Raw genomic sequence first — 24374 nt, 5'->3', positions numbered from 1 at the left:
AGAAAGAGAGAAATGAAATGACACAACTTATCAAAAAACCTCTGTTTAATCCTCACGGGGATACTGATGTCCAAAAGCGCAGAATGATCAATGGAAATACTACAAATCTGAATGATTTTAATCATATGAAGTACCCATGGGTCAGCGGCTGGTACCGGCAGGCCATGAATAATTTCTGGGTACCGGAGGAAATTAACCTGGGGACTGACGTCAAGGATTATAGAGATCTTCCGGACCCGGAACGCCGGGCCTATGACAAGATCCTTTCGTTCCTCATATTTTTGGACAGCATTCAGACTGCCAATCTGCCCAATGTCAGCGAGTATATCACTGCCAACGAAGTAAACCTGTGTCTGTCCATCCAGGCGTTTCAGGAGGCAGTGCACAGCCAGAGCTACAGTTATATGCTGGATACGATCTGTGAACCTCAGGAGAGAAACCACGTACTGTACCAGTGGAAGGAAGATCCGTATCTGCTGGAGAGGAATCAATTTATAGGTGACCTTTACAATGACTTTCAAAGCAATAAAAATGCGGAGTCTTTTGTAAAAACACTGGTTGCCAACTATATCCTGGAAGGTGTTTACTTTTACAGCGGCTTTATGTTTTTTTATAACCTTGGCAGAAATCACTGTATGCCGGGATCGGTACAGGAAATCCGCTATATCAACCGGGATGAAAATACACATTTATGGCTGTTTAAAAATATTCTGCTGGAGTTAAAAAAAGAAGAACCTTCTTTGTTTGACAGCGGCAAGGTCCATGTTTACCGGCAGATGATCCGGGAAGGATGTGAACAGGAAATCCGCTGGGGCCATTATGTAATCGGCGATGACATCCAGGGACTTACAAAAAAGATGGTGACAGAGTATATTCAGTATTTAGGAAATTTAAGGTGCAGGAATCTTGGTTTTGAGCCAATCTATCCCGGCGGTGAGTCTGAACCTGCATCCATGTCGTGGGTGAGCCGGTTTTCCAATGCCAACATGATTAAGACCGATTTTTTCGAGGCAAAGAGCACCGCTTATGCAAAAAGCACGGCTTTAGTGGATGATCTGTAAATTGCTGTTATACACTCTTATTGGAAAAGGGGCTGCCGCAAAATAGAGATTTTCTACAGGCTATGGCTGCTGTTTTTCAACTCAGCATCAATAGCTTGTATGAATTTCCTATTTCCCAACAGCCCCTTATTCGTTTTTTGTTTCTCTCTGCTTATTCGCTTTTCTTTTTCACCGGAACCCAAACTTCATATTTGGCGTTTTCAGGGTCTGCGTTCAGATATAATTCAATATCCGGAGCTTCACCGAATTCATATCCGGAATTTGGAAGCCATTCTGTCCCGATTCTCTTTTCCAGCTGCTGGATAGAATCCGGCATAGTGCCTTCTCCTTCAAAGACAGCCCAAGTACCTGCCGGTACCATATATTCATCCCAGCCTTCTTCTGCCGGATCCTCACTGGAAACGGCCAGGAGATATTTCCAGTTTTCTAAACTGCCGACACATGCACTGACTCCAAGTATCCCCTGCGGTTCTTTTCCTATCTTTGAAACCAGTTTCTGAAGAGTTCCGTCAGCTGCTGCCTTTGCCCACAGACCCGGCACCATCTGAAAGTTCTTTTCCACATCCTTTTCCATCGGTGCGGACGGTCCTATGATACGAAAGCTTTCTTTTTTCTCAATTCTGTAATTCATCTCTGCATCTCCTTTTATTGTGATTTGAAAACTGATAGGAGGATAAGATTTCAGAACAATTCCGCTCTTTTTCGCCGCTGAGGGCGCCACATGGTGAACTCTCTGAAATGCGCGGTTAAAAGCTGTAGGTGAATCATAGCCATACTTTAAGGCTATATCCACAATTTTTTCTTTTCCGCTGCTCAGATCCGCCGCTGCCATGGACATCCGCCTCCTGCGGATATACTCAGAAAGCGTAACGTCTGCAATATAGGAAAACATCCTTTGGAAGTGATAGGAGGAACAGCAGGCAATCTTTGCAAGTTCCTCATAGTCTATGTCCTCCGATAAATGATCCTCAATATATGATACCGCCTCGTTCAGCCGCTTAATCCAATCCATTCTGTTCTGTCTCCTCCTTACAATAAAAGAATACACCTCTGCCTCATATCGTTCCTCTCATTCTGTGCACCAAAAAGAGAAGCTGAGGGCTTATTTTCCTGCAATTCCGTCTGCGATTAATTTTGCCACCTTTTTTATATCTTTTCCGCATTCACAGTCTGATTTATTGTCGCAGAAAAAACTTTCCACGAGGATAGCTGCCGGTTTTGTGCCGTTCAAAAAATACAGATGATCATCTTTTTTTGCCCCTCTGTCCCGGAATACAGTGGCTAATTTTTTCTGGACCCTCTGTGCATATGCTTTCCCTGTCTCCGTCTTATAATATACTTCTGCACCGTGTCCGGCCCCGTCACTGGCATTGAGATGCAGTTCCACTGCCAGGTCATATCCGCCCTTATTGATTAAAGGGAGCTTGTACGATTTCTCTTCTGTCTTTGCCGCAAATTTCTTTTCCGGGCATACGATGACATCTGCCTGCCATCCGTTCTTTTCCAGACATTCTTTTAGAACGGGCGCAAGCTTTTTATTATATTGATATTCATTTACGGTTCCGCTGGCTGATGTACACATGCCGTTTTTTAAAATACTGTGTCCCACTGATATCACTGCTTTTTTCATTTTTGTTTCCTCCTTTTACTTGTTATGCTGTTCCTTAAAATGATACTCTCCCTCTCATAAGCCCTAAAATATTCAGTGCCAAGTGCAATATGCTTTCTTATTCTTCTGAATTAAGAAAGGGCAGAAACCGTCAACCGGCTCTGCCCTAAATATTCAACCCAAACTATGCCCTTTAAGACTCCGCACGATAATGTTTAGGTTTATTATATAATTCATTTGAAATAATTTCAATCATCCTGCAGTGAATCACTTCTTACAACCAGCGAATCACTGACCTTATGTAGATTATTTCTTATATCTGTTAATCTGATTTGCACTAATGACCACATCACCCTTGCCGACCTTTATGCCCTTGGCTTCCAGGAGTTCTGAAACTGTACAAACTTCAAATCCTTTTGCCTTTAACTGAGGCAGAACCTTTTCCACTGCGGCCACAGTAGGTTTATGAATATCATGCATCAGTACAATATCCCCGTCCTTGGCCTGTTTTAAAATTGCATTGACTGTGGAATTTGTGTTTAAAGTCTTCCAATCCAGAGTATCAATGCTCCATAAAAGTAAAGGTGCATCAATATTCGCTTTTACCATATCATTAATGGCGCCATATGGCGGTCTTAAAAGTCCTACATCGGATCCGGTTACTTTTGAGATAGCACTGTTCATCTTACTCATCTGCTGCTGAACCCCGGAAGCCCCGATCTTTGTCAGCTGAGGATGATTCCATGAATGTCCTGCCACTTCATTTCCGGAATCCATAACTTCCTTCACCAGCTCAGGATACAGATTCGCATTCTGCCCCAGCATAAAAAATGTGGCTCTCGCATCATTTTTCTCCAGCGCCTTCACAATCCTGTCGGTATTGTCTCTGGCCGGACCGTCATCAAAAGAAAACGCAATCAGCTTTTTCGTCTTATCAATTTTTCTCGGCACATACAGGGAATCTTTTAACTCTTCTCCTGTGTCTTTATCCATGACACCTTCATTGGCTTTTGCCATCATCTCGCCGATTCCGTCATTTACACTTGTGTAATTTGTCTTTCCGGAACGGATAAACCAGATACCGCCTGCCGCGATCAATGCCAACAGCACAACCCATACAGCGATGCCGGCTTTATTCCATCTCCTTCTTGTTCTCCTTGCTCTGCTCATTCTATTCTCCTTTGTCCTTTATCAACTGATAGTTACTTACATCAACCAAGCCTTTGTCTGTGAGGCGGAGTTCCGGAATCACCGGAAGCGCCAGAAAAGACAGTGTAATAAACGGATCGCAGTCCTTTGATATGTTCATCTCTCTGGCCGTCTGCACCATAGTGTCAATCCGCTCTTGTATTTTTGACGCCGGCCATGTACTCATAAGTCCTGCTATGGGAAGAGGAAGCCTTCCCGCTTCTTTCCCGTGTCTGACCAGTGCATAGCCTCCCTGCATTTCCCGGATGATCTCCACGGCCTTTATAATATCCTCATCACAGTCTCCCGCCGCTATGATGTTATGGGAATCATGGGCTACGGAAGTGGCAATGGCCCCTCCGGTGATGCCGTATCCCTTCAGCGGTGCAGCTGTAATGCTGCCGGTCCCCCGGTGCCGCTCAAACACACACAGTTTGGAATATATGGAATCCGGCTGGAATAATCCGTTTTCTGACGGAACCTCCTCAAGCAGATACCTTGTTATGATCTGCCCCGGAACCAGCCCGATGACCGGAGTTCTTCCTTCTGTGTGCAGCGAAAGATCTTCCCTGCCGAACGGCTTTAGATTCACCGTTTGAAGCATTCCTCCATAATCTGCATCTGCTTCCCTGCTGTCCGAGAGTATCTCCCGGCAGGAAATCCCCTTTTTGTAAACCTGAAGAACTTTTATATCCTCCAGGGAATTCAAGACAACAATATCAGCGTCATAACCCTTCTCCAGACACCCGGTACTGGGGAGTCCATAGGTCTGTGCAGCATTCCAGGTTGCCATGGCTATGGCCTCCTCTGGTTTCAGTCCCAGCTGAATGCTTTTCTTCACATTAAAACTGATATGTCCTTCCTGTTCGATCGTATCCAGATGCTTATCATCCGTACAAAAGAGAAATCCGTCTGTGCCGGAGCCTTTTTCTGCAAGGCCCCTGACTATAGCCTCCACATTTCTGGCCGCACTGCCCTCCCGGACAAGGATCTTCATACCAGCTTTCCGCTTCTCTTCCGCCTCTTCAAATGATGTACATTCGTGATCTGTCATGACTCCTGCTTTTACATACCTTCTCAGCGCTTCTCCTGTGAGTCCCGGCGCATGGCCGTCTATGACCTTGTGCCTGCAGAGCTCAATCTTATCCATGATCTCCCTGCGTCCAGCCAGGACATCCGGATAACACATCACTTCTCCGAGGCCAAGTATCCTTGGGTGATTGATCCATGCCTCCATATCTTTAGACGTGAAATCAGCCCCATTAGTTTCAAACGGTGTAGAAGGAATTGATGACGGAAGCATCACATAGACAGAAATCGGCAGGTTTTCGGTCGCATCAAGAAGATATCTCATGGCCTCATTTCCTCTGACATTCACCATTTCGTGCGGATCCGCAATCACAGTTGTCGTTCCGTGGGGCAGAACTGCATTGGCAAACTCACGCGGAGCTGCCATACTGGATTCTATATGCACGTGGGCATCTATGAATCCGGGGCAGAGCACTTTTCCGGTACAGTCTATTTCCTTCTCTCCGCAGAGATTTCCGATCTCTGCGATCTTCCCCTCTGAAACGGCAAGATCAGCCCTAAAGCAGGTTTTGTTTCTGACATCTACAATTGTCCCGTTTTTAAATACCAGATCATATGCCATCATACTGTCCTCTTATCTGGCCTGCTCTTTTAACAGTTCAGCCTTGTCCAGACGTTCCCACGGAAGATCCAGATCATTTCTTCCAAAATGTCCGTAATTGGATGTCTGACGGTAGATCGGTCTTCTGAGATCCAGCATCTTGATAATTCCTGCAGGCCTTAAATCAAAATTCTTTCTGATCAGTTCCACAAGAGCTTCACTGGATATTTTTCCTGTTCCGAATGTATCAACGTTAATAGATGTTGGATGTGCAACTCCTATAGCATAGGACAGCTGGATCTCACACTTGTCCGCCAGTCCTGCAGCTACAATATTTTTAGCCACATACCTCGCCGCATAGGCCGCAGACCGGTCTACCTTTGTGCAGTCCTTGCCGGAGAAAGCACCTCCGCCATGTCTTGCATATCCGCCGTAAGTATCCACAATAATCTTTCTACCTGTGAGGCCTGCATCTCCCTGTGGCCCTCCTATGACAAAACGTCCGGTTGGATTGATGAAGAATTTTGTGTGTTCATCTACCATCTCTGCCGGCAGTACCTTGTCAAAAATTTCTCTCCTTACGTCTTCATGGATCTGGCCCTGGCTGACTTCAGGGTCATGCTGGGCAGACAGCACAACTGCTTCCAGACGGAGCGGTTTCCCGTTCTCATCATATTCCACGCTGACCTGCGTCTTGCCGTCCGGCCTTAAATATGGAAGGATTCCCTCTTTACGCACCTGCGTAAGCCTCTTTGACAGCTTATGTGCCAGAGAGATCGGATAAGGCATATATTCCTCAGTCTCATTTGTGGCGAAACCAAACATCATGCCCTGGTCCCCTGCCCCAATGGCATCCAGCTCTTCATCTGACATGTCAGATTCCTTTGCCTCCAATGCCTTGTCCACGCCAAGAGCAATATCTTTAGACTGTTCATCAATAGCAGTGACAACGCCGCAGGTACTTGCATCAAACCCGTACTTTGCTCTTGTATACCCGATATCCGTAAGCGTCTGCCTTACAACCTTCTGAATATCCACATAGGCATTGGTCGTGATTTCTCCCATAACCATCACAAGACCTGTAGTGGTACAGGTTTCACACGCTACCCGGCTCATCGGGTCCTGCTTTAAAAGTTCATCTAAAATGGCATCTGAAATCTGATCACAGACTTTGTCCGGATGTCCTTCAGTGACAGATTCTGATGTAAATAATATTTTTTCCATAATTGCTCCTTTCGTTCATAAACATATTCATATGTATCGAAAAAGGCCCGAACTGATCGGACCTGCTTCAATTTAACTTCATAAGTTCGGCATAATATTTACATTTCTGCTGCGGATAACTTCCACTTCCTTCACCTGCCCTGCGGCAACTTTAGATACGCGGAGCGCTCCTCCAGGGAAATAATAGCAATGCCCGCATTTTACTTCTTCATTTTCCAGATCAATGCCCTTAAGCACTGCCTCTCCGATTGATTCGCCCTTATAATCCTCAGGGATATTCACATGCACCAGCTGATTTACTTTTGCAATCTTCTGGTTAGGCAGAAAAACTGTCTTATCAATATCCTCAAAACGGTCCAGGAAATACTTCCTTATAATGAAGAGAACCGCTATGGAAAAAATGCAGAGCAGATTCTCCACCGGACTTGTATGCTGCGCGATCATCTGTCTGGCAATTGCAAACATAAGAACCTCCACCAGAGTAGAAGCCGTATGCTTACACAGCATCTTGATGAACTCCACACAGATCACAAGGTTAAATACATTGAGTACAAACTGGTAAATCGCATCAGACTCTGGACTGCCTGATAATATGGCGATCAAATCCTTGATCATCCACACTCCGCCTCCGATAACTGCAATCGTGATCAGGGCAGATAAATAAAACTCTATCCATTTGGATATTTTAAAAACTTCATTCTTTAGGTATTGTCGCACCGGCAATTCCCCCTTAATTTATACGATACGCAGCTTAAATCTGGCAATTTCTTTTTCGTCATTCACCAGTTTAATATCTCCGCCGAGGTTTTGAATCTTCTTTTCAAACCCTTCATATCCGCGGTAAATATAGCCGATATCGCTGACTGTAGTATAACCGTCAGCCGCAAGACCTGCAATGACAAGGGCCGCCCCTGCACGCAGATCGGGTGCTGAAACATCTGCACCGGTAAATAGGTCAACTCCGGTGATAATGGCTGTTCTTCCATCCACCTGAATCCTGGCTCCCATCTTGGTCAGCTCATCTACATACCGGAAACGGTTTTCAAAAATACTCTCTGAAACAATACTGGTCCCATTGGACAGGGCTAACGATACAGCCATCTGAGGCTGCATATCCGTCGGGAATCCAGGATATGGCAGAGTTTTGATCTGAGTTGAATCCAGCCTTTTTGTAGCTACGACTCTCACTGCATCATCAAACTCATCCACCTGTGCACCGATCTCTTCCAGCTTGGCACTGATCGCTTCCAGATGCTTCGGGATAACATTCTTGATCGTAATGTCGCCTTTTGTAGCAACAGCCGCTGTCATGAAGGTCCCCGCCTCAATCTGGTCCGGGATAATAGAATACTCACAGTTTCCGAGCTTCTCTACACCCTTGATCTTAATCACATCTGTACCTGCACCGCGTATGCTTGCACCCATACTGTTCAGAAAATTGGCCACGTCAACTACATGCGGCTCTTTTGCCACATTTTCAATCGTTGTATTGCCCTTGGCCAAAGCTGCTGCCATCATGACATTGATGGTCGCACCAACAGACACCACATCCATATAAATGTGGCAGCCGATCAATTCATCTGCGGCAGCTGTGATCATGCCGTTTTCAATCTCAATTCTGGCTCCTAATGCCTTAAAGCCCTTGATATGCTGGTCAATCGGACGGCTGCCTATCTCACAGCCTCCCGGAAGAGCCACTCTCGCTCTTTTATACTTTCCTAATAGTGCACCGATCAGATAGTAAGATGCCCTGATCTTTCGGATATACTCGTTATCAACATCGCAGTCTGCATTCATTCCGCTGCCGCTGATCACTACTTCATGCTTTCCTGATCTTTTTACTGTAGCTCCGATGCCTTCCATAGCCTGGAGCAAAACGTTTGTATCTCTAACGTCCGGCATATTTTCAATAACGCACGTTCCATCCGTCATAACTGCTGCTGCTAAAATAGGCAGGGCAGCATTCTTTGCGCCTCCGATAACAACTTCTCCTACCAGTGGGTTTCCGCCTTTAATGATATATTGTTCCATCATACACCTCTATATAAAACTCTATTCAATCTATCGAATCATTCATTCTCTATCAATAATCTGTCCATTCTGCAAAAAAATAAGCGTATCTTTTTAAATACATACCCTCGGGCAGGCATAAAATACCCTGGCATAAGTCCAGAAGTTCCATGCCGCTTACTCGCATATTTATCAGTATATCACACTATATTAAGTTTTCCAACACTTTTTCTAAGGCTTCCCCGATCTTTAAATCATCGGTATCAACAGTAATGTCTGCATATTTTTCATAGAGAGGTATTCTTTCATGGTATAAATCATATAGAGTCTGGCCGCTGTCCAGCACCACACCCCTGTCTGCCAGATCGCCGAGCCGTTCAGAAACTGCAGCATAACTCAGCTTCAAATAAATGACTGTACCGATCTCCTTAAAGTGTTCCATCGCTCTCGGGCTGTAGATGGCGCTTCCCCCGGGAGCAATCACAGAGTTCTCAGCTTCAACAGATGCATTGACGTCCTCCTCGATCTGTTTGAATCTCTCATTTCCTTCCTCACTGATAATGTCTTTCAGAAGCTTTCCGGTCTTCTGCTGGATGACCAGGTCCGTATCAATAAATTCAGCCCCCAGTGCTTTCGCCAGCAAAACCCCTATCGTGCTTTTGCCGGCCCCCGGCATCCCAATTAAAATGTAGTTACTTCCTTTTTGGCTTGTCATTTCTATTCTTCCTTTTTTTCTTCTTCACGGAGTATCCAAAAGTACCGATCTGTTTTCCCGTCTCAAAGTATCCTCCATGGGAATAGATCAGAGGATTGGTCTTCTCAAGGGCAAAACGTCCGTTTTCTTCCATATAAGTATCGTCCACCAGTATATTTGCCACGCGGGCTGTAAACATATGATGGGATCCCAAGGGAGTAATTTCCTCAACCCGGCACTCAATATTCACCGGGCTTTCTTTTATATAAGGCGCATGCTGTAAAAGACCATATTCCTTTGTAAGGCCCATTTCTTTGAATTTATCCAAATCCCTGCCGGACCGTACACCACAGAAGTCTGCTGCCCGGGCAAGTTCTGCCGTTGTCAGGTTGATTACAAACTCACCGCTTTTTTCAATCATATGGTAAGAATGCCTCTCCGGCCTCAGAGAAATATAAGTCATAGGCGGGTTCGTACATATCGTTCCGGTCCATGCCACAGTGATAATATTATCAGCCTCATTTTCTGCTCCGCAGCTTACCATAACCGCAGGCAGGGGGTATATCATATTGCCCGGCTTCCAAGATATTTTTGACATGCTGCCTCCTACAGTGCTTTCAGTATGGCTTCCCTGAGCTGATCCATTTCTCCGTCCTGATAGCTGAGTTCTTTCCAGCCCACATTCACAGAGTCTCCTTCATATCTCGGAATGATATGCATATGGAAATGGAAAACCGTCTGGCCTGCCACTGTTCCGTTGTTCTGCAGAATATTCATTCCGTCACAGTCAAGCACTGACTTTATTGCTCTTGCAACCATAGCTGTAAGTTCAAACAGCTGTCCGGCCGTTGCCGTGTCTATGTCATAGATATTATCAAAATGTTCTTTTGGCAGGATCAGCACATGCCCTTTGTTGGCAGGAGCAATATCCATAATTACCTTAAACTTTGAGTTCTCATAAATTGTAGATGAGGGAATCTCCCCGCTTATAATCTTGCAAAATACACAATCTTGTTTCTTCATTATTATCATCTCCTTTGGTAAGTATTGTATCTTATTTATAGGCCTTTTTCAAGAATCCAAAAATGAAGTGTGAAATTATTACTATAGTATTCGCACCACAAAAAAAGGTGAGTCTTTGCGACTCACCTTTTTAATATTTAATTGTTATTCATCGGAGGCTTATTTTTGAAACGCCCTATTTCATACATGCCATACACAACTTCTGTATTCCCTTCAATTTCTCAATCAATCCGAACTCTGAGTCTTTGCGACTCACATATCAAACTTCTTGATCTTTCATTTCTCTTCGTTCCGTTCTCTTCTATATACAACTGACTCTTCGTATGACGTTCTACCTGTCCTGTCTCTCCGATCTTTGTATAAAATCTATACCGGACAACTTATTCTATATTCTGAAGGCTCACTGTATGAAATTTTTTACTTACTGTATATAGAATGTCTTCTATGTCTTGCGACATAATATCCAAACAATATCGCCTCCCATCGATTCTTTTTAGCAATCCATTTACTTGTTCCTCTTTATGGTCTTATTATAAAAAAGAACGCTTCTATTGTCAAGCAATTTAAGTATGTATACAGTGTTTTTTGTTTATTCTTCTTTTTATTCTAAATATTCTGATAATTTAATCTCCTGTTTTTATTTTATCCACAGTTTCTTCACTGTTTGTTCACATTTATCAAGTAGAATAAGAAATGTAAAGTAGTTAAACATTTTTAAATACTTTCAAATCCTACCCCTCTTGAGGATGAATATCCTCTCCTTATTGTTTTAAAGTTTTAAAGTTACTTACAGAAAAAGAGCAGCCTGCCCGGCTGCTCTTTTTCATTTCATAATTCAGTTCTTCCTTCCAGTGCCCGAAGAAGGGTAACCTCATCAATATATTCCAAATCTCCGCCCACCGGTACTCCGCTGGCAATCTTGCTCACTTTGATGCCGGTCGGCTTCACAAGCTTGCTTATATACATTGCCGTGGTCTCTCCTTCAAGGCTTGAGTTGGTAGCAATAATCAGCTCTTTTACATCCCCCTGAAGTCTGGCCATCAGTTCTTTCAGCCGGATGTCCGAAGGCCCGATTCCAAGCATCGGAGAGATTGCTCCGTGCAGAACGTGGTAAATGCCCTCGTATTTTCCTGTTTTTTCATAGGCCATCAGATCCCTGGTGCTCTCCACTACCATGATCGTGCTGTGATCGCGTTTGCTGCTGGAACAGATCGGACAGATATCCTGGTCTGTCAGGGTACAGCATTCTCTGCAGTAATGAACATTTTCCTTTGCATCTATAATGCTCTCGGACAAATGCTTTACCTGGTCCAGCGGCATATTTATGATGTGAAAAGCAAGCCTTCCGGCTGACTTAGGTCCAATTCCCGGAAGCTTCCCCAATTCTTCGATCAAATTTGTGATCTGACTGCTGTAATAATCCATATCAATTATCCATCCTTAAAACGGGAATCCGCCTCCGAGTCCTCCGCCAAGTCCTCCGGTGATTTTCCCCATCTTACTCTGTGAGTCCTCTTCCATCTTGCGGAGTGCCTCATTGGTAGCAGCTACGATCAGGTCTTCCAGCATTTCAATATCATCCGGATCCACTACTTCCTCGTCCAGGCTTACACCTACAACTTCTTTTTTCCCGGATACCACTACCTTCACAACTCCGCCTCCGGCAGTTGCCTCATATGTGGTCTCCTCCAGCTCTTTTGTAGTTTCTTCCATCTGCTTGTGCATCTTCTGCGCCTGCTTCATCAGATTGTTCATATTTCCGCCCATACCCGGAAATCCGCCTCTTTTTGCCATCTTTTATACCTCCTAAAAATAAATATCTTTTTATTCTTCTATTGTCACATCCATGTGAATGCAGTCCAGATTAATGGTGTCCTCATTTTTCTCAGACTCCAGCTCTCCGATCTCGATCTTTACCTGGAATCCTGACCTCTGAGCCAATTCCTCCTCCAGAGCCTCAATCTTTTCCGGATGTCTCTGAAAATAGTCCTTGCCCATATTCATGCTGCCTTCCGGCTTAAACATAAGTCTCAGCACCTCAGTGGATTCATCCGCAGTCAGGACACCCTTGGACAGCAGATTTTTAATCATCGGAGGCTGGCAAAGCTTTACCTGCTTCCAATGCTTGATGATCTCCTTAAGCTCCTGGGCCCTGGCCTTGGGAAGCCTTTCATCCAGTATCTGTTCCGTTGTTTTTTCTTCATTCTGAGGCTTCGGTGCAGATTCCTCAGCCGGGGGCTGCACTGCCACTGCCACACCCTGAGACTTTATCTGCTCCAGTGATTCTTCCAGCATACGCATCCGCTCAAGGACACTGGACATGTCTGTCTCCATCTGCGGACGGCACATTTTAATCATGGCCACTTCTACCAGCACTCTCCTGGATGTTGCGAACCGGATCTGGTTCAGTAATTCTGACAGGATACGGATATACCGGATCACAGTCTCCTCATTAACCTGTGCAGCTTTTTTCTGCATCAGACTCAGCTGTTCCGCAGAGATCTCCAGCGCTTCCATGGATGCATCACCCTTGCCTGCCAGAAGAAGATTTCTCAGATACCAGATAAAGTCTGTGATAAACTGAGTGAGTTCTCTTCCCTGTTCTACAATCCTGCCGATGATACCGATGACGCCCGTCACATCGTTTGCCAGGATACAGTCCAGAAGATCTGCGTAGACACTGATATCTACTGTTCCAAGAACCTCCAGCACATTTTCATAGGTTAATTTTTTGCCGAGATAAAATGCGATACACTGGTCCAGCAGGCTCAGGGCATCACGCATGGAACCGTCTGCCATCCGGGCTATATATTTCAGCGCTTTGTCTTCCGCCTCCACCTGCTCTTTTGACATCAGCTCCATAAGCCGGTCAGCAATGATATCCGACGTTATGCGATGAAAATCGTATCTCTGACAGCGGGACAAGATCGTGATAGGAATCTTATGCACCTCTGTTGTAGCCAAAATAAAAATCACATACTCCGGCGGTTCCTCTAAAGTCTTAAGCAGGGCATTAAATGCTCCCATGGAAAGCATATGCACCTCATCGATAATAAACACTTTATATTTTCCCGAAGCCGGAGAATACTGAACCTGTTCTTTGATGTCACGGATATTGTCCACGCCGTTATTAGACGCTGCATCAATCTCCATCACATTCATGGAACTGCCTTCCTGGATCTCCCTGCAGCTTTCACATTCTCCGCACGGATTCCCGTTCACCGGGTGCTCACAGTTCACTGCCTTGGCAAGCAGCTTTGCAACCGACGTCTTACCGGTCCCTCTGGTTCCGCAGAACAGATAGGCATGGCCGATACGTCCGGCTTCCAGCTGATTTTTCAGCGTTGTGACGATATGATCCTGTCCCTTGACCTCATCAAAGGCCGACGGCCGAAACTTTCGATATAAAGCCATATATGACATATTCTTTCCTCCTGCATCATTTCCTTATTGTATCATAACCTCTGAAATTGGAAAAGGAAAAAAATCGTCGAACTTTTGCCTCTGTTTTCCGTTGCCTTTTACACAAGCTCCCATATAAACTTATAGTTGTCGCTGCATGAAATTTGTAATAGAAAGAAGAGTAATTATGAAGAATCAAAATGAACTGACAACATTTTCCCATGAATTAAAAAACTCTCTGACTTTAATCTACAGCCAGCTTCAGTACATAGAACAAACACATCCTGAGCTTCTTTCCGACCTTCACTGGTCCGGCATCAAAGATGATTTTTCTTCTGTGTTTGACATGGTGCGCCATATGCTGTCTCCTGCGTCAGATGCTTCTGCTGCTCTGGAACCTGTGGATCTTTCCTCTCTTTTGGAAGAGATCAAATATTCCTGGAGTACCAAACTGAATGAACATGGGATAACATTCTCTGTCCTGACAGAAGATTCTTCCCCTTATTATATTAAAGGCTCCAAGACCAAATTCCTGCAGATCTTTAATAACCTGATCTCTAATGGAGTCAACGCTATCAGCAGAAAAAAAGAGACTGCAAGAGAGCCTCTGATTTCTGTTCATTTAAGCCGTGAAGGCAGTTTTGTCGTCTGCAGCCTTTCCGATACAGGAATCGGAATGACAAAGGAACAGCAGGCGCGGGCATTTTACCGGGGTGTATCCTTTGTGCCAAAAGGAAACGGCATCGGCCTGTCTGTAGTAAGTGAGATTGCCAAGGACCTGGATATTTCAATCCATATGGATTCTGCCTTAAATCAAGGCACTACATTTACTCTTATTTTCCCCGGTCTTGCCGATACAGCAAAATAGCCAGAAGGAATCCTCCGATGCAGCCCCCGATGTGGGCTGCATTGTCAATTCCCATAGTAGAGAATCCGTGATAAAGGCTTCCTGCGATCATTAACACAACGCCTCCTCCGTAGAACTCCTTCTGGTATCCCCGGTTTTTGACCAGTATCCACAGCATGGCTCCGATAAGGCCGAAAATTGCTCCCGATGCTCCCACGGAAGCAACCATTTCACCGGTATTCATGTAATAACCAGCGGATACTATGCTCCCTGCGATGCCGGCCCCCAGATACAGCGCTGTATACCGGGCCGTGCCGAATATGGGTTCCAGCCGGCTGCCTACCAGAAGAAAAACAATCATATTATTCAGCAGATGATCAAAATCATAGTGCAGAAACACGCTGGTTACCAGACGGTAAACTTCCCCCTGTTGGAATGCGTGCATCCATGTAAGAGCTCCCCAGTTAATGATCTCATGGCTCGCCAGTGTCCACAGGTACATAAAAACATTTATGATCAGAATGACTGCCGTAGCCTTATATTCTCCCGGTTTTCTGAAACGGATCCCTCCGGATGTGCCGTCCCTCTCTTTCCCTCTGTCTGATGCAGACAGGATCATACAAACCGGGTCATATAGTTCTTCAAAAGCCCTGTCCGGGTCAGTCCATGTAGATCTCCCCTTGTCGGACAGGATGAGTACAAGCACAGAGGCTCCCGGCCCGATATACTGCTTGAGCTTTTCATCCAGCCGGCCGGCTTCCTCCTGCGTATACAGACTTCCGTCGGGCTTGTGTTCATAGGTCATGAACACCCCCTTTTTTCTTCCCTGTTCTTCTTTTATATAACAGGGGCCCAGAGGAGTCATTTCTTTTTGATATCCCCTGATATTTAATAAATTTAAAATTCTTTGGTACATGACATGTCCTCCAGTAGAAAGCCTTTTCAATTCTACTGGAATTATACCATAAATTTTAATTGTTCTGTACCGGCTTTTATCTCATCTCCGTTCCGGAGCACTGATTCTTTCCAAACCCTTTCTCCATTAACAAATGTTCCGTTTCTGGAGCCCAAATCCCGAATCAAATAACTTCCTCCGTCCGTAAGAATCTGAAAATGACGCCGGCTGACACCGGGCTGAGGCAGACAGAAGTCCACGGAACCCTGCTGTCTTCCCACTGTGAACTCTCTGCTCTGTACCGGAATCTCCTGTCCTTCCTGCCCGGATAATTTGAGCACAGGCACACTTTCCGAAACTAACAGGACAGTCTCATCACTTAACAGTTCGGTTTGATCCCCCGGAAATGCCCCGCCCTCATCCCGCGTTTGGACTGTTTGCATCTTTTTATTCTTTTTCCTGACAGCTGCCCACAGGCAGCCTGTATTGACTGCCAGCAGAATCCCTCCTGTCAGTATCCCTCTCATATTTGGATATGTCATTCCTTCATTCCATGACCTGACCGCAAAATAAGCTGTCGAAAAAACAAGCGGAATATACAGTAAAACCGGCCATATCATCCTTTTGCCTTTTTCCTCCTTCTGCTCCTCCGGCACCTGGCATTTTGTGCCCTCCCTTTCCCCGGGAGGGCTGGCTTCCATTACATCTGCATCTGATATTTTTATCTTCGCAGGCTCCACAAATCCCTTCAGTTCACTGAGGGATATAAAACCTTTCCTCAGTTTGTTATGCAGTTCATAGAAAAATGTGACCTGTTCACGATTTCCGTAATCGAGCTGCTCAGTACAGGACTGTACAAACTCTTTCAGCTGCAGGGTAATATCTGAGCCGCAGCCCGGCACATAACAAAGAGCAGGCCTGCCATCTCTGACATATACATGTCTGTCTGTCAAAATAAAATTGTCCGGATTCAGCAGATAGTCTTCCGCTTCTTCAATGATGCAGATCAGTTCCCTGATAAACCCTCTGGCATCCAGTTTTCCAATCTGATCAATATACAGGCCGCAGGATCCCAGGTTAAAATAATACGCTTCATCTTCCTCGATCCGCCGCACTTCGCAGGGAAGAATGCCCCGGATCATATGAGACAGCAGTACCTGTTCCTCAAAGACTTCCCCCTCTGTCTTTGCCGCCACATAATAGTGATCAAATCCTTCCCGAGTCCACTGTTCATTCAATCAAGCTCCACCTCCTGATCTTATCCGCCTCCTTCGGAAGCATAAATTTCTGCTGCTCCCTGATGCGGAACAAATGCAGCCCGAATAGGTCCACACTCCCAAGCACCGGCACCTTTACTTCTGCCTGTGCTGTAATGCTTCTCTTTTCTTCTGAATCCGATATTGTTACGGAGCTTATTTTTCCCATCATAATCTTCTTCTCCAGATCTGCTGAAAGTACCCCTTCCCGGTCTCCATCCACAGAGCAGAGGCCCGCCTCCTTTACCATTCCGGATGTGATGCCAAGATTCATAATATAAAAGAAGAATGAACACAGCAGCACAAGCAAAAAACAGATCAGCGGTATTAAAAGGCTTGCCTCCAATGTTATATAACCGTCTACCTCCCGCATCTTTCGCATGGCTTCATCCCCTTTGCTTCGCTTTTCTTTATCTTCCTGATTGTCCTGGTCAGTCCGCTGCAGCCTAAATCTGTGTGATAGGCATCTCCATCCTCAGCAATAAATATGACGGCTGTTTTTCCTTTATGATACTTAGTGCAGTGCTGGCATTCCCGGTATTTTGTTTTTCCGCTGAGATATTTCACTGCATCACTGTCCTGCAGAATAGACAGCGAAAGATGTGTACAGTCTGCGTCCTTGTGATATACACTTTTGTAAGGCGTAACATACACCATCCCGTCCCCGGACTCCTTCTGCATGCAGACATATCCGGTCATAGCTTTCTGTCTTATCTTCTGCTGGTAATTTCCTGAAAATGACGGCAGGAAAGGAAGACGGTAGGTAATCCTGTAATGTGCGGTAATCTCATAAACTGCCTGGTCCTCTTTAAACCGGGAGCCTGTAAACAATACCCCCTGTGCACCTCCTGACAAAGAAGAACGGTTCAGGGCACTTTGATTTACTGCGGAAAGAAACTTCTGCTTGAGGATCACAGGCCGCATGGACTGTGTCTTCTTTTTCTCCAGAATATATTCATATACAGCTTCCTCCTTTGCCGCCTCAGATACTCCGTGAAATACCTGTCCATGAATCCATAAGGTCTCGCCCACCGAGGCTAAGGCCAGAAACAAAAACAGAAACACAGGCACCAGAATACTTGCCTCCAGTGTCATGCTCCCCTCAGAGGAGGAGAGCAGAGATGTCCTCTCAGATTGCCTGTATTCAATTGATAAATTTGTATTGTTGGCTGTTGGCTTGGAGAAATGTTTTTTTATGCAATTGAGGAACACCTCTGCTCTCCCCCTCTCATTGTCAATTAATATTTTGATATTTCCTTCAGATTCCAATGATACTTGTTCTTTACCGGTAAGCTGACGCCTCCAAAATGAAAAGGCTCCAGTATCATCTCTGTCTCTGCCTGAAACGAAACATAGCATGCTCTCATTGAAAATTCCGGAACCTCCATTTTGATGTTGGCTTCGATGAGGTCCATCATTCTCAGATACTTTTCCTGTTTCTTTGTCTGCACTGCCAAAAGAAGGCACAGATAATCAGTATAAGAAAGTCCCTGTTTCACAGGTTTTCTCCCGGCTGAAAGTGACGCCAGGCCTGAAAACTCCATCTGCCAGGTGTCTTTTGACTTCCACATCGGAATTTTCTTTCCTTCTGCAAGGTTTCTTATATCTATAACCGATTCCCCATAGGCGAGAGCGGCCAGTAAAAGCTCCTTTACAAGCTTAACCGCAGGCGTCAGCCCCGTAATGCCCAGTACTGCAGCGGCCAATGCTTCTGCCTGTGTCTGTTTTGACGGATCCTTTTGGACGTAGATTAAGTTCGGAAGAAATCGAAGCAAAAGAATTTTAGAAAATACTGCTCCCAGGTTTTCTTTTTCAGATGAATTTCCGGCAATCAAGTATTCTATTTCATACTGAAGCCCTTTCTTTTTTTCTTTGGATGTGTAGCTGTGAAAATATTTGGATGCATAAGCTATGGACATAAGCTCAGTCCTGATACCTGTCTTGGCAGTCTCTTTTATCTGTTCATCCAGACTCTCACTGACAGACTCTGCACGGAAAAAATTAAGCTTTTTTTCTTTTTGTTTCCCTCCGCCGCCGTAAACTACCGGAACCTCCTGCTTTGACACATCTGCATCCTTTCCTAAAACAATCGATACAGTTCCCTCCCGCAGCAGTCTGGTCAATCCTTTTCTCGGATCCTTTGCTTTCTCTGCAGGCTTTGTACTTTCCTGCTTCTGGCTCTGCTCATTTTCATCGGTGTCCTGTTCATTTGCCCGGTCAATCACCTGCTTTGCCTGGGAAGCATCCCCTCCCTCCGGCAGCTTCAGCACATATTCTTTTAACGCATTAATTCCGTCTTTTCCCAGATCATACTTCATAAAATCTTCAATCTGTTTTTTCAGGATCTCTCCCTGCCGGTCTGCCAAAGAAACCTTTTTGCTTATCTCTGTGGAACCCGTGTGAAATATAAAAGGGTCCCTTCCGGCTGTCAGGCCGTAGTTCAGCGTCTCTCCAATCTGTTCATCCAGCTGTGCTGCATACCGTACATCTAAACCAAACAAATGATACTTTTGTTCTAATTCCTTCTGGTAATTACCTCTTGTGCTGGACAGTGATGCAAGATAAGCTCCGGAGGCTTTGCCTTTTCCCAGATAAAGATAAGCTCCTTCCAGACACATGCTTAACAGCAGAAGAAATACGAGAAACAGCAGACTTACATAAACTGTCACGCTTCCTCTCTTGTCCAGCCTCATTGAACCTGTCCTGTTTTGGACGTGATTGTTTTAAAGATGTTCTGCACCACTTTTTTAATCTGGGTTTGGAAAATGATAACAAGCCCTATCAGTACAACGATAATCAAAATGACTTCGACCACACCCATACCGGACTCATCTCTGATAAACTTATTCATTGATTAAACTCCTTTCTTCTGCCTTTCATTGGGCAGACTATGAAAATGATAAAAATGCAGGCACCATCAGCAGAGTAAGAATCACTACAAGCATAAGGATCATGGGCATTAAAAGCCTTGTACTTGCCTCCTCGCCTTTGCGCCTGGCTGTTTCCTTACGTTCAGCAAATGCGGCTGCCTCTTCTTCCTCCAGACGGCCCAAAAGATCCTTTGATCCCCGGACCAGGCTCTGGGACATCAAGACTGCCAATTTCTTATAGCAAGGCATCTGAATACTGCTGCCCAATTCCTTAAGAGCCTGCGTCTGAGGCATTCCCAGAGTGATCTTCTTATCCGCCTCCTGAAACTGCCTATATATAAATTTAGGATGTTTTGTATCATAGGATAATGCGATGGAATGAACTGCACCCTGTATTGTCATTCCGGCTCCAAGCAGCAAAACCAGCTTACTGATAATCAGCGGATATTCATCCCTTGTCTCCTTTAAAGCCTTTGCTTTTTTCTGCTTCTGTCTCTCCTCTTCCGTATACCATAAAAGCCCCAGACACAGAATTCCCATGACTGCCAGAACCGGCAGACGCCCCTGAACCTGCTCTCCTGTCCTGACGCTGCTTCCCTTAACCGTGGACGGAATAGCAAAAGACTCTTCTTGGGCATGTTCCCTCTCAATACTTTTCAGCTCCTTTTTCGTACCTTCCAGCTTTGATTCTTTCTTTCCTGCATGATTTGGAACAACACGGACCGGCACTGTTATCAGCTCCCTGTGGTCCCCATACGACAGAACTGCCGTTGTCTTTAAAATCACCGGCTGTTTTAGTCCTTCGCTGAACACATTGCCTTCTTCATCAATAACACTGAGATCCTCTGTCTCCCAGCTTACTTTAATCTGAGTACCCGGAATCCGGTTCGGAAAGTCCAAAGCTTCTTTCACCTCATTTAATGAACTGTTTTTACCTTTCATATGCTTTTTTAAGTATTCGGCTCCTTTTTGAAAAGCCTTTTTTTCTTCCTCCCTGCTGTAAGCCTTTGGCTGGACATTCAGCTCATACAGTTCCTTCTCTCTGCCTGTATCAATGCTTAATTCCTGATTTATTTCCTCTCCTTCGGCGTTTCTGTGAATAATAATTTCCTGCCCTGCAAGCAGCTCTGATGCCGCCGCAAGGCATATGACCGCCAGAAAAACCAGAAAAACCCATATTACCTTTTTCCACTGCTCTTTAAACGAACGCCACACTTCCTTTTCCAGCTCCTCTTTCGTCCCGCAGAAATAGCTTTGAATGCACATCCTGCGGCTCCTTACAGCACTGTCAGGAAGCCGGCGAATCCATTTTTCAATCATTGTCACACCTCAATCTCTACAATTTTTTTTGCCCAGATTACAGAGACAGTTAAAACGGCCAGGCAGACAGTTGTCAATAAAACGCCTCCCGGAGATTCATATAAAACCTGAAAATAACCCGGATTCATAAGGCGTACATACAGCAGAATAAAAAAAGGCATGACGGACATAATCTTTTGTTCCATTTTCTTTGCAGACACCATTGTTAGGATTTCCTCTTTTACCTGGATTTTCTGGTTCATATGTTCCACAGACTTTTTAATAATCTGAATCAGATTCCCTCCGTTTCTTTTAATAATCCACAGTACCTGGGCAAATTGTTCTGCTTCATCCACACCCAGAGCTGATGCCAGCTTTTCCATCAACACCTCAACCGGCTGATTCATCTCCAATCCGGAGCAAAGAATAGAAAGTTCCTGCTCCAGCACCGTCTTTTTCCCTCCATTGACTGCTCTAAGATCATCCCTTGCAGCTCTCATAGCGTTTTCCAGAGAATATCCCGCACTCAGGCTGTTATAAACAGAAAGCAGCATTTCCTTAAATTCCAGCCTGGACTGCCTTTTTTGTTTCTTTTCCTGTTCTTTAAACTGATAAAGCATGTAAGGATAAAATAAAACAATGTAGGATATTCCCAGCCAGATCCGGTCATAAAACAAATAGGCAGCCACAAAAACCAAAACCAATCCCTGCACCGCTGTAAACACGGCCTTCCCGGTGCCCAGGCTCTTAAAGATCGTTCTTATCCCCGGTTTGTTCCGTATTTCCCTCCTGATACTCTGACAATAATCTTTCATATGCTTCATATTGGCCATACTCCTTAAGTTTTTTGATATTCTTCAGAGATCCGGCAGGCAGAAGCCCTGTCTCCTGGTCATATACAAAAAGCTGTTTCATCTTTACCTGTCCGTCTTCCATTCCCAGAATCTCATCAATCTCCATGAGCTTTCTGCTTCCGTCCCTGATCCTGCCCAGATGGATGATAATATCAATAGCAGATGCAATCTGCCCCCTTATGGCTGAAACCGGCATGTCCACTCCCATAAGCACCATGGTCTCCAGACGCTTCAGCATGTCTTCAGGGTTATTGGAGTGCCCTGTCGATATGGATCCATCGTGTCCCGTATTCATAGCATTCAGCATGGAAAGAGCCTCCTCTCCTCTGACTTCTCCCACGACAATCCGGTCCGGCCTGGACCTCAGGGCCGCTTTAATCAGCTGGGCTATGGTTACCTGATTTTCTCCGGCAATATTGGCATTCCGCATTTCCAGCCGCACCAGATTTTCAATGCCGTTAAGCCTCAGTTCTGCAGAATCTTCGATTGTAATAATTCTTTCGTCCGCCGGAATACAGTTGGACAGCCCATTTAACAGGGTTGTCTTGCCGCTGCCCGTTCCTCCCGAAATAAAAATGTTATACTTTGCCTTGACCAAAATCTCTAAGAACCTCTCCGTAAAAGCTGAAAATGCCCCTTTTGCTCTCAGCCATTCCATAGTCATAGGTTCTCTGGCAAATTTTCTGATCGTCATTGTGGCTCCGTTTAAGGAAACCGGCGGCAGCATCACGTTCACTCTGGAGCCGTCCGGCAGCCTTGCATCCACAATGGGATTAGACTCATTGACAATCCGGTTTGCCCCTGCGACAATCTGCTGGATGACCTGGTACAGCTTTTCTTCTGATGAAAATGATTTGCTGCATCTGCCAAGCTTTCCGTTTACCTCTATAAATACATTTTTATATCCATTAATCATGATCTCTGTAATAGAATCATCCTCCAGAAGATCCTGAAGAATATCCAGTCTGCGCAGAGCGTTATACACCTCCTTTAACAGTTCATATTTGTCCTTTAGCGAAAGATACGACTCTCCCGACATCAAATACAGTTCTTCCTCAATGAATTCCAAAAGCTGCCTGTCGCTTATATCGCAGATGAGATCTGCCCGGCTGAGAACTCTTTCCTTTAATATCTCTCTGAGGGATGCCTTGTTCTGTTCTCTGAGCTCTGGTTCTATGATAAAAAGACCTCCTTCCAGTTAAGTGCAGAAAGTATAGGATGCTGTTCTGATACTTCCTTAAAGCCCAAAAGCCTTGGATCTTCCATGTCCTCTTCCCATACCGGGAGATACAAATAATCACACAGCGAAAAGAGTGAAAAATCATAAATACAGGCTGTCTCCATATCCAGTACCGCTGATATGTCTGCCTCCGCCAGCTTTTGAAACAGCCACCGGTAATCTTCCGCGGAGATTTCGCGGTAATCTAAAAAACACCGGGCAGACGGAAATCCTCTCACCCCATTTATATCTTTAGATGACTCCCTGACCAAATCCGCAATCTGATCTTTCCGTACCTTTACTGCAAACAAAAGATTTTCCATTGCTCCTTCAGTACCAGCCCGTCCGTAAGATTCCATTCCAAAATATAGGGCATTAGTTTCTCTGGCAGTCTGAAGGGCAAAGCCTGTCCGCTTCCGGTTTTCAGCAGGAGAATAAATTCCTGTCACTCCTGCAGCTCTCTGTCTGCCGGGATTAAAAACACTGTAAGCCTCCTTTATAATCTGTCTTGCATTCCCATACCGGCAGGACTCTGATGACTGATCTCTTTTTAGATAATAGACGGGTTTGTCTGTGCTGACCGGGGTTCCTTCCGCAAGAATTGCTCCTCTTACGTCCTGCTGTTCCATAAACTCCTTCAGCCCCTCTGCCGTTGTAAAGGCCGCCGCTGTAAGAGGATAAACCTTCTGGCGGTTGATATACTCCATCAGGCGCTTTCCGTAGACAGTATCTTCATCGTAAATTCCTATCAAGATATGGCTCATAGGCATTCCCTCCAGGCAGACAGCAGCAAGTATCCGAGGAATATTGCCGCAGTAAAGTGAATTCTGTTTTTTCCCTTTTCAGGGGAATAGGATAAGTAAGTATTGATTTTCTTCTGACTGATACATTGAATCATGTAAGAATAGAAATAGACTAGGCGCGGGATCAGACTTCGGTCAGAAATCATCTTAAACAGCGCAAGAATCCCGCCGGTAAAAAACGAAACTGTAACAAGATACAGGTTCAGACGGCCGAGAAAAAGTCCTGTGACAATAAAAAGCTTAATATCTCCTGCCCCGAACGCTCCCACAGCAAACAGGGGATATAAAAAGATCACCGGACACATACTCCCCAGCAGAACTTCCGGGATACTTAAATCATGAAACGGCCACAGCAGATATCCCAGAACCAGTCCGCAAAGTATAAAATAATTCGGTACCCGGAACTGGACCAGATCCCACACAGCTGCCGCCAGTAAATAAAATAATAATACCATAGGCCTCCTTCCTATGGTATTATTTTACAATTATC

General features: G+C 45.1%; 26 protein-coding genes. 2 read left to right on the top strand and 24 right to left on the bottom strand.

What is annotated here, in order from left to right; genetic code table 11:
* Positions 1–17 precede the first annotated feature (17 nt).
* Positions 18–1061: a ribonucleotide-diphosphate reductase subunit beta gene (locus tag KH180_RS11365; protein WP_290760331.1), complete on the top strand. Its 1044-nt coding sequence runs from the start codon at positions 18–20 to the stop codon at positions 1059–1061.
* Positions 1062–1212: 151 nt separating this feature from the next.
* Here KH180_RS11365 and KH180_RS11360 read toward each other — a convergent pair whose 3' ends face one another.
* From KH180_RS11360 to dnaX, 13 genes are all read right to left on the bottom strand, one after another.
* Positions 1213–2073 carry an AraC family transcriptional regulator gene (locus KH180_RS11360; protein ID WP_290760329.1) on the bottom strand — a complete coding sequence of 287 codons (861 nt, stop codon included), beginning with the start codon at positions 2071–2073 and terminating at the stop codon, positions 1213–1215.
* A 90-nt stretch (positions 2074–2163) separates the two neighbouring features.
* Entirely contained in the window at positions 2164–2691 is a 528-nt protein-coding gene (locus tag KH180_RS11355; RefSeq protein WP_290760327.1) for an N-acetylmuramoyl-L-alanine amidase, read from the bottom strand.
* A gap of 285 nt (positions 2692–2976) precedes the next feature.
* Positions 2977–3840, bottom strand: coding sequence for a polysaccharide deacetylase family protein (locus KH180_RS11350; RefSeq protein ID WP_290760325.1), 864 nt, complete (start codon positions 3838–3840; stop codon positions 2977–2979).
* Between the two features lies 1 nt (position 3841).
* Positions 3842–5512 (bottom strand): adenine deaminase, encoded by a 1671-nt coding sequence (gene ade, locus KH180_RS11345; RefSeq protein ID WP_330624535.1) that lies wholly within the window; start codon positions 5510–5512, stop codon positions 3842–3844.
* 9 nt (positions 5513–5521) lie between these two features.
* On the bottom strand, positions 5522–6712 hold the full coding sequence (metK, locus tag KH180_RS11340; RefSeq protein WP_290760323.1) for a methionine adenosyltransferase: 1191 nt from the start codon (positions 6710–6712) through the stop codon (positions 5522–5524).
* Positions 6713–6790: 78 nt separating this feature from the next.
* Positions 6791–7429 (bottom strand): hypothetical protein, encoded by a 639-nt coding sequence (locus KH180_RS11335; RefSeq protein WP_290760322.1) that lies wholly within the window; start codon positions 7427–7429, stop codon positions 6791–6793.
* 18 nt (positions 7430–7447) lie between these two features.
* Positions 7448–8743 (bottom strand): UDP-N-acetylglucosamine 1-carboxyvinyltransferase, encoded by a 1296-nt coding sequence (locus tag KH180_RS11330; RefSeq protein WP_290760406.1) that lies wholly within the window; start codon positions 8741–8743, stop codon positions 7448–7450.
* A 184-nt stretch (positions 8744–8927) separates the two neighbouring features.
* Positions 8928–9437 carry a shikimate kinase gene (locus KH180_RS11325; RefSeq protein WP_290760320.1) on the bottom strand — a complete coding sequence of 170 codons (510 nt, stop codon included), beginning with the start codon at positions 9435–9437 and terminating at the stop codon, positions 8928–8930.
* Positions 9415–10014, bottom strand: a complete 600-nt coding sequence (locus tag KH180_RS11320) for a flavin reductase family protein (protein ID WP_290760318.1) — start codon at positions 10012–10014, stop codon at positions 9415–9417. The genes KH180_RS11325 and KH180_RS11320 overlap by 23 nt, the downstream gene beginning before the upstream one ends.
* An 8-nt stretch (positions 10015–10022) precedes the next feature.
* Positions 10023–10439 carry an HIT family protein gene (locus tag KH180_RS11315; protein WP_290760316.1) on the bottom strand — a complete coding sequence of 139 codons (417 nt, stop codon included), beginning with the start codon at positions 10437–10439 and terminating at the stop codon, positions 10023–10025.
* 828 nt (positions 10440–11267) lie between these two features.
* Complete coding sequence (recR, locus tag KH180_RS11310) at positions 11268–11864, bottom strand: recombination mediator RecR (RefSeq protein ID WP_290760313.1); 597 nt, start codon at positions 11862–11864, stop codon at positions 11268–11270.
* 15 nt (positions 11865–11879) lie between these two features.
* Complete coding sequence (locus KH180_RS11305; protein ID WP_290760312.1) at positions 11880–12233, bottom strand: YbaB/EbfC family nucleoid-associated protein; 354 nt, start codon at positions 12231–12233, stop codon at positions 11880–11882.
* A gap of 30 nt (positions 12234–12263) precedes the next feature.
* On the bottom strand, positions 12264–13862 hold the full coding sequence (dnaX, locus tag KH180_RS11300) for a DNA polymerase III subunit gamma/tau (protein WP_290760311.1): 1599 nt from the start codon (positions 13860–13862) through the stop codon (positions 12264–12266).
* Positions 13863–14028: 166 nt separating this feature from the next.
* Here dnaX and KH180_RS11295 point away from each other — a divergent pair, with 166 nt between their 5' ends.
* Positions 14029–14709 carry a sensor histidine kinase gene (locus KH180_RS11295; protein ID WP_290760310.1) on the top strand — a complete coding sequence of 227 codons (681 nt, stop codon included), beginning with the start codon at positions 14029–14031 and terminating at the stop codon, positions 14707–14709.
* Here KH180_RS11295 and KH180_RS11290 read toward each other — a convergent pair.
* The 11 genes from KH180_RS11290 to KH180_RS11240 all read right to left on the bottom strand — a co-directional run bounded on the left by KH180_RS11290 (position 14675) and on the right by KH180_RS11240 (position 24339).
* Positions 14675–15604 (bottom strand): rhomboid family intramembrane serine protease, encoded by a 930-nt coding sequence (locus KH180_RS11290; protein WP_290760309.1) that lies wholly within the window; start codon positions 15602–15604, stop codon positions 14675–14677. The genes KH180_RS11295 and KH180_RS11290 overlap by 35 nt on opposite strands.
* Positions 15605–15645: 41 nt before the next feature.
* A complete protein-coding gene (locus KH180_RS11285; protein WP_290760307.1) occupies positions 15646–16821 on the bottom strand; it encodes a DUF6382 domain-containing protein in 1176 nt (391 codons plus the stop codon).
* Positions 16814–17221, bottom strand: coding sequence for a hypothetical protein (locus KH180_RS11280; protein WP_290760306.1), 408 nt, complete (start codon positions 17219–17221; stop codon positions 16814–16816). The genes KH180_RS11285 and KH180_RS11280 overlap by 8 nt, the downstream gene beginning before the upstream one ends.
* Positions 17200–17934, bottom strand: a complete 735-nt coding sequence (locus tag KH180_RS11275) for a TadE family protein (protein ID WP_290760305.1) — start codon at positions 17932–17934, stop codon at positions 17200–17202. Before KH180_RS11275 ends, KH180_RS11280 begins: the two co-directional genes overlap by 22 nt.
* 143 nt (positions 17935–18077) lie before the next feature.
* On the bottom strand, positions 18078–19532 hold the full coding sequence (locus KH180_RS11270) for a DUF5702 domain-containing protein (protein WP_290760304.1): 1455 nt from the start codon (positions 19530–19532) through the stop codon (positions 18078–18080).
* Entirely contained in the window at positions 19529–19690 is a 162-nt protein-coding gene (locus KH180_RS11265; protein ID WP_137329962.1) for a Flp1 family type IVb pilin, read from the bottom strand. Before KH180_RS11265 ends, KH180_RS11270 begins: the two co-directional genes overlap by 4 nt.
* 37 nt (positions 19691–19727) lie before the next feature.
* Entirely contained in the window at positions 19728–21029 is a 1302-nt protein-coding gene (locus tag KH180_RS11260; protein WP_290760301.1) for a type II secretion system F family protein, read from the bottom strand.
* A gap of 2 nt (positions 21030–21031) precedes the next feature.
* Complete coding sequence (locus tag KH180_RS11255; protein ID WP_290760299.1) at positions 21032–21832, bottom strand: type II secretion system F family protein; 801 nt, start codon at positions 21830–21832, stop codon at positions 21032–21034.
* A complete protein-coding gene (locus tag KH180_RS11250; protein ID WP_290760297.1) occupies positions 21756–22931 on the bottom strand; it encodes a CpaF family protein in 1176 nt (391 codons plus the stop codon). Before KH180_RS11250 ends, KH180_RS11255 begins: the two co-directional genes overlap by 77 nt.
* Before the next feature lie 104 nt (positions 22932–23035).
* The gene (locus tag KH180_RS11245; RefSeq protein WP_290760295.1) at positions 23036–23845 is read right to left on the bottom strand and encodes a hypothetical protein; all 810 of its coding nucleotides are present in this window, start codon (positions 23843–23845) and stop codon (positions 23036–23038) included.
* Complete coding sequence (locus KH180_RS11240; RefSeq protein WP_290760293.1) at positions 23842–24339, bottom strand: prepilin peptidase; 498 nt, start codon at positions 24337–24339, stop codon at positions 23842–23844. Before KH180_RS11240 ends, KH180_RS11245 begins: the two co-directional genes overlap by 4 nt.
* Positions 24340–24374 lie beyond the last annotated feature (35 nt).

This window comes from Anaerostipes sp., assembly GCF_018381315.1.
GTDB lineage: Bacteria > Bacillota > Clostridia > Lachnospirales > Lachnospiraceae > Anaerostipes.
This window is presented reverse-complemented; position numbering and strand designations above follow the sequence as displayed.

Excerpts from the sequence above, each read along its gene's own strand:
- KH180_RS11265 (WP_137329962.1), bottom strand. The coding sequence starts at position 19,690 with ATGAATAAGTTTATCAGAGATGAGTCCGGTATGGGTGTGGTCGAAGTC.
- KH180_RS11305 (WP_290760312.1), bottom strand. The coding sequence starts at position 12,233 with ATGGCAAAAAGAGGCGGATTTCCGGGTATGGGCGGAAATATGAACAAT.
- KH180_RS11240 (WP_290760293.1), bottom strand. The coding sequence starts at position 24,339 with ATGGTATTATTATTTTATTTACTGGCGGCAGCTGTGTGGGATCTGGTC.
- KH180_RS11360 (WP_290760329.1), bottom strand. The coding sequence starts at position 2,073 with ATGGATTGGATTAAGCGGCTGAACGAGGCGGTATCATATATTGAGGAT.
- dnaX (WP_290760311.1), bottom strand. The coding sequence starts at position 13,862 with ATGTCATATATGGCTTTATATCGAAAGTTTCGGCCGTCGGCCTTTGAT.
- KH180_RS11355 (WP_290760327.1), bottom strand. The coding sequence starts at position 2,691 with ATGAAAAAAGCAGTGATATCAGTGGGACACAGTATTTTAAAAAACGGC.
- KH180_RS11330 (WP_290760406.1), bottom strand. The coding sequence starts at position 8,743 with ATGGAACAATATATCATTAAAGGCGGAAACCCACTGGTAGGAGAAGTT.
- KH180_RS11325 (WP_290760320.1), bottom strand. The coding sequence starts at position 9,437 with ATGACAAGCCAAAAAGGAAGTAACTACATTTTAATTGGGATGCCGGGG.
- KH180_RS11315 (WP_290760316.1), bottom strand. The coding sequence starts at position 10,439 with ATGAAGAAACAAGATTGTGTATTTTGCAAGATTATAAGCGGGGAGATT.
- ade (WP_330624535.1), bottom strand. The coding sequence starts at position 5,512 with ATGATGGCATATGATCTGGTATTTAAAAACGGGACAATTGTAGATGTC.
- KH180_RS11260 (WP_290760301.1), bottom strand. The coding sequence starts at position 21,029 with ATGATTGAAAAATGGATTCGCCGGCTTCCTGACAGTGCTGTAAGGAGC.
- KH180_RS11255 (WP_290760299.1), bottom strand. The coding sequence starts at position 21,832 with ATGAAGCATATGAAAGATTATTGTCAGAGTATCAGGAGGGAAATACGG.
- KH180_RS11320 (WP_290760318.1), bottom strand. The coding sequence starts at position 10,014 with ATGTCAAAAATATCTTGGAAGCCGGGCAATATGATATACCCCCTGCCT.
- KH180_RS11270 (WP_290760304.1), bottom strand. The coding sequence starts at position 19,532 with ATGAGGCTGGACAAGAGAGGAAGCGTGACAGTTTATGTAAGTCTGCTG.
- KH180_RS11280 (WP_290760306.1), bottom strand. The coding sequence starts at position 17,221 with ATGCGAAAGATGCGGGAGGTAGACGGTTATATAACATTGGAGGCAAGC.
- KH180_RS11350 (WP_290760325.1), bottom strand. The coding sequence starts at position 3,840 with ATGAGCAGAGCAAGGAGAACAAGAAGGAGATGGAATAAAGCCGGCATC.
- KH180_RS11365 (WP_290760331.1), top strand. The coding sequence starts at position 18 with ATGACACAACTTATCAAAAAACCTCTGTTTAATCCTCACGGGGATACT.
- KH180_RS11295 (WP_290760310.1), top strand. The coding sequence starts at position 14,029 with ATGAAGAATCAAAATGAACTGACAACATTTTCCCATGAATTAAAAAAC.
- KH180_RS11275 (WP_290760305.1), bottom strand. The coding sequence starts at position 17,934 with ATGACACTGGAGGCAAGTATTCTGGTGCCTGTGTTTCTGTTTTTGTTT.
- metK (WP_290760323.1), bottom strand. The coding sequence starts at position 6,712 with ATGGAAAAAATATTATTTACATCAGAATCTGTCACTGAAGGACATCCG.
- recR (WP_290760313.1), bottom strand. The coding sequence starts at position 11,864 with ATGGATTATTACAGCAGTCAGATCACAAATTTGATCGAAGAATTGGGG.
- KH180_RS11290 (WP_290760309.1), bottom strand. The coding sequence starts at position 15,604 with ATGTACCAAAGAATTTTAAATTTATTAAATATCAGGGGATATCAAAAA.
- KH180_RS11245 (WP_290760295.1), bottom strand. The coding sequence starts at position 23,845 with ATGAGCCATATCTTGATAGGAATTTACGATGAAGATACTGTCTACGGA.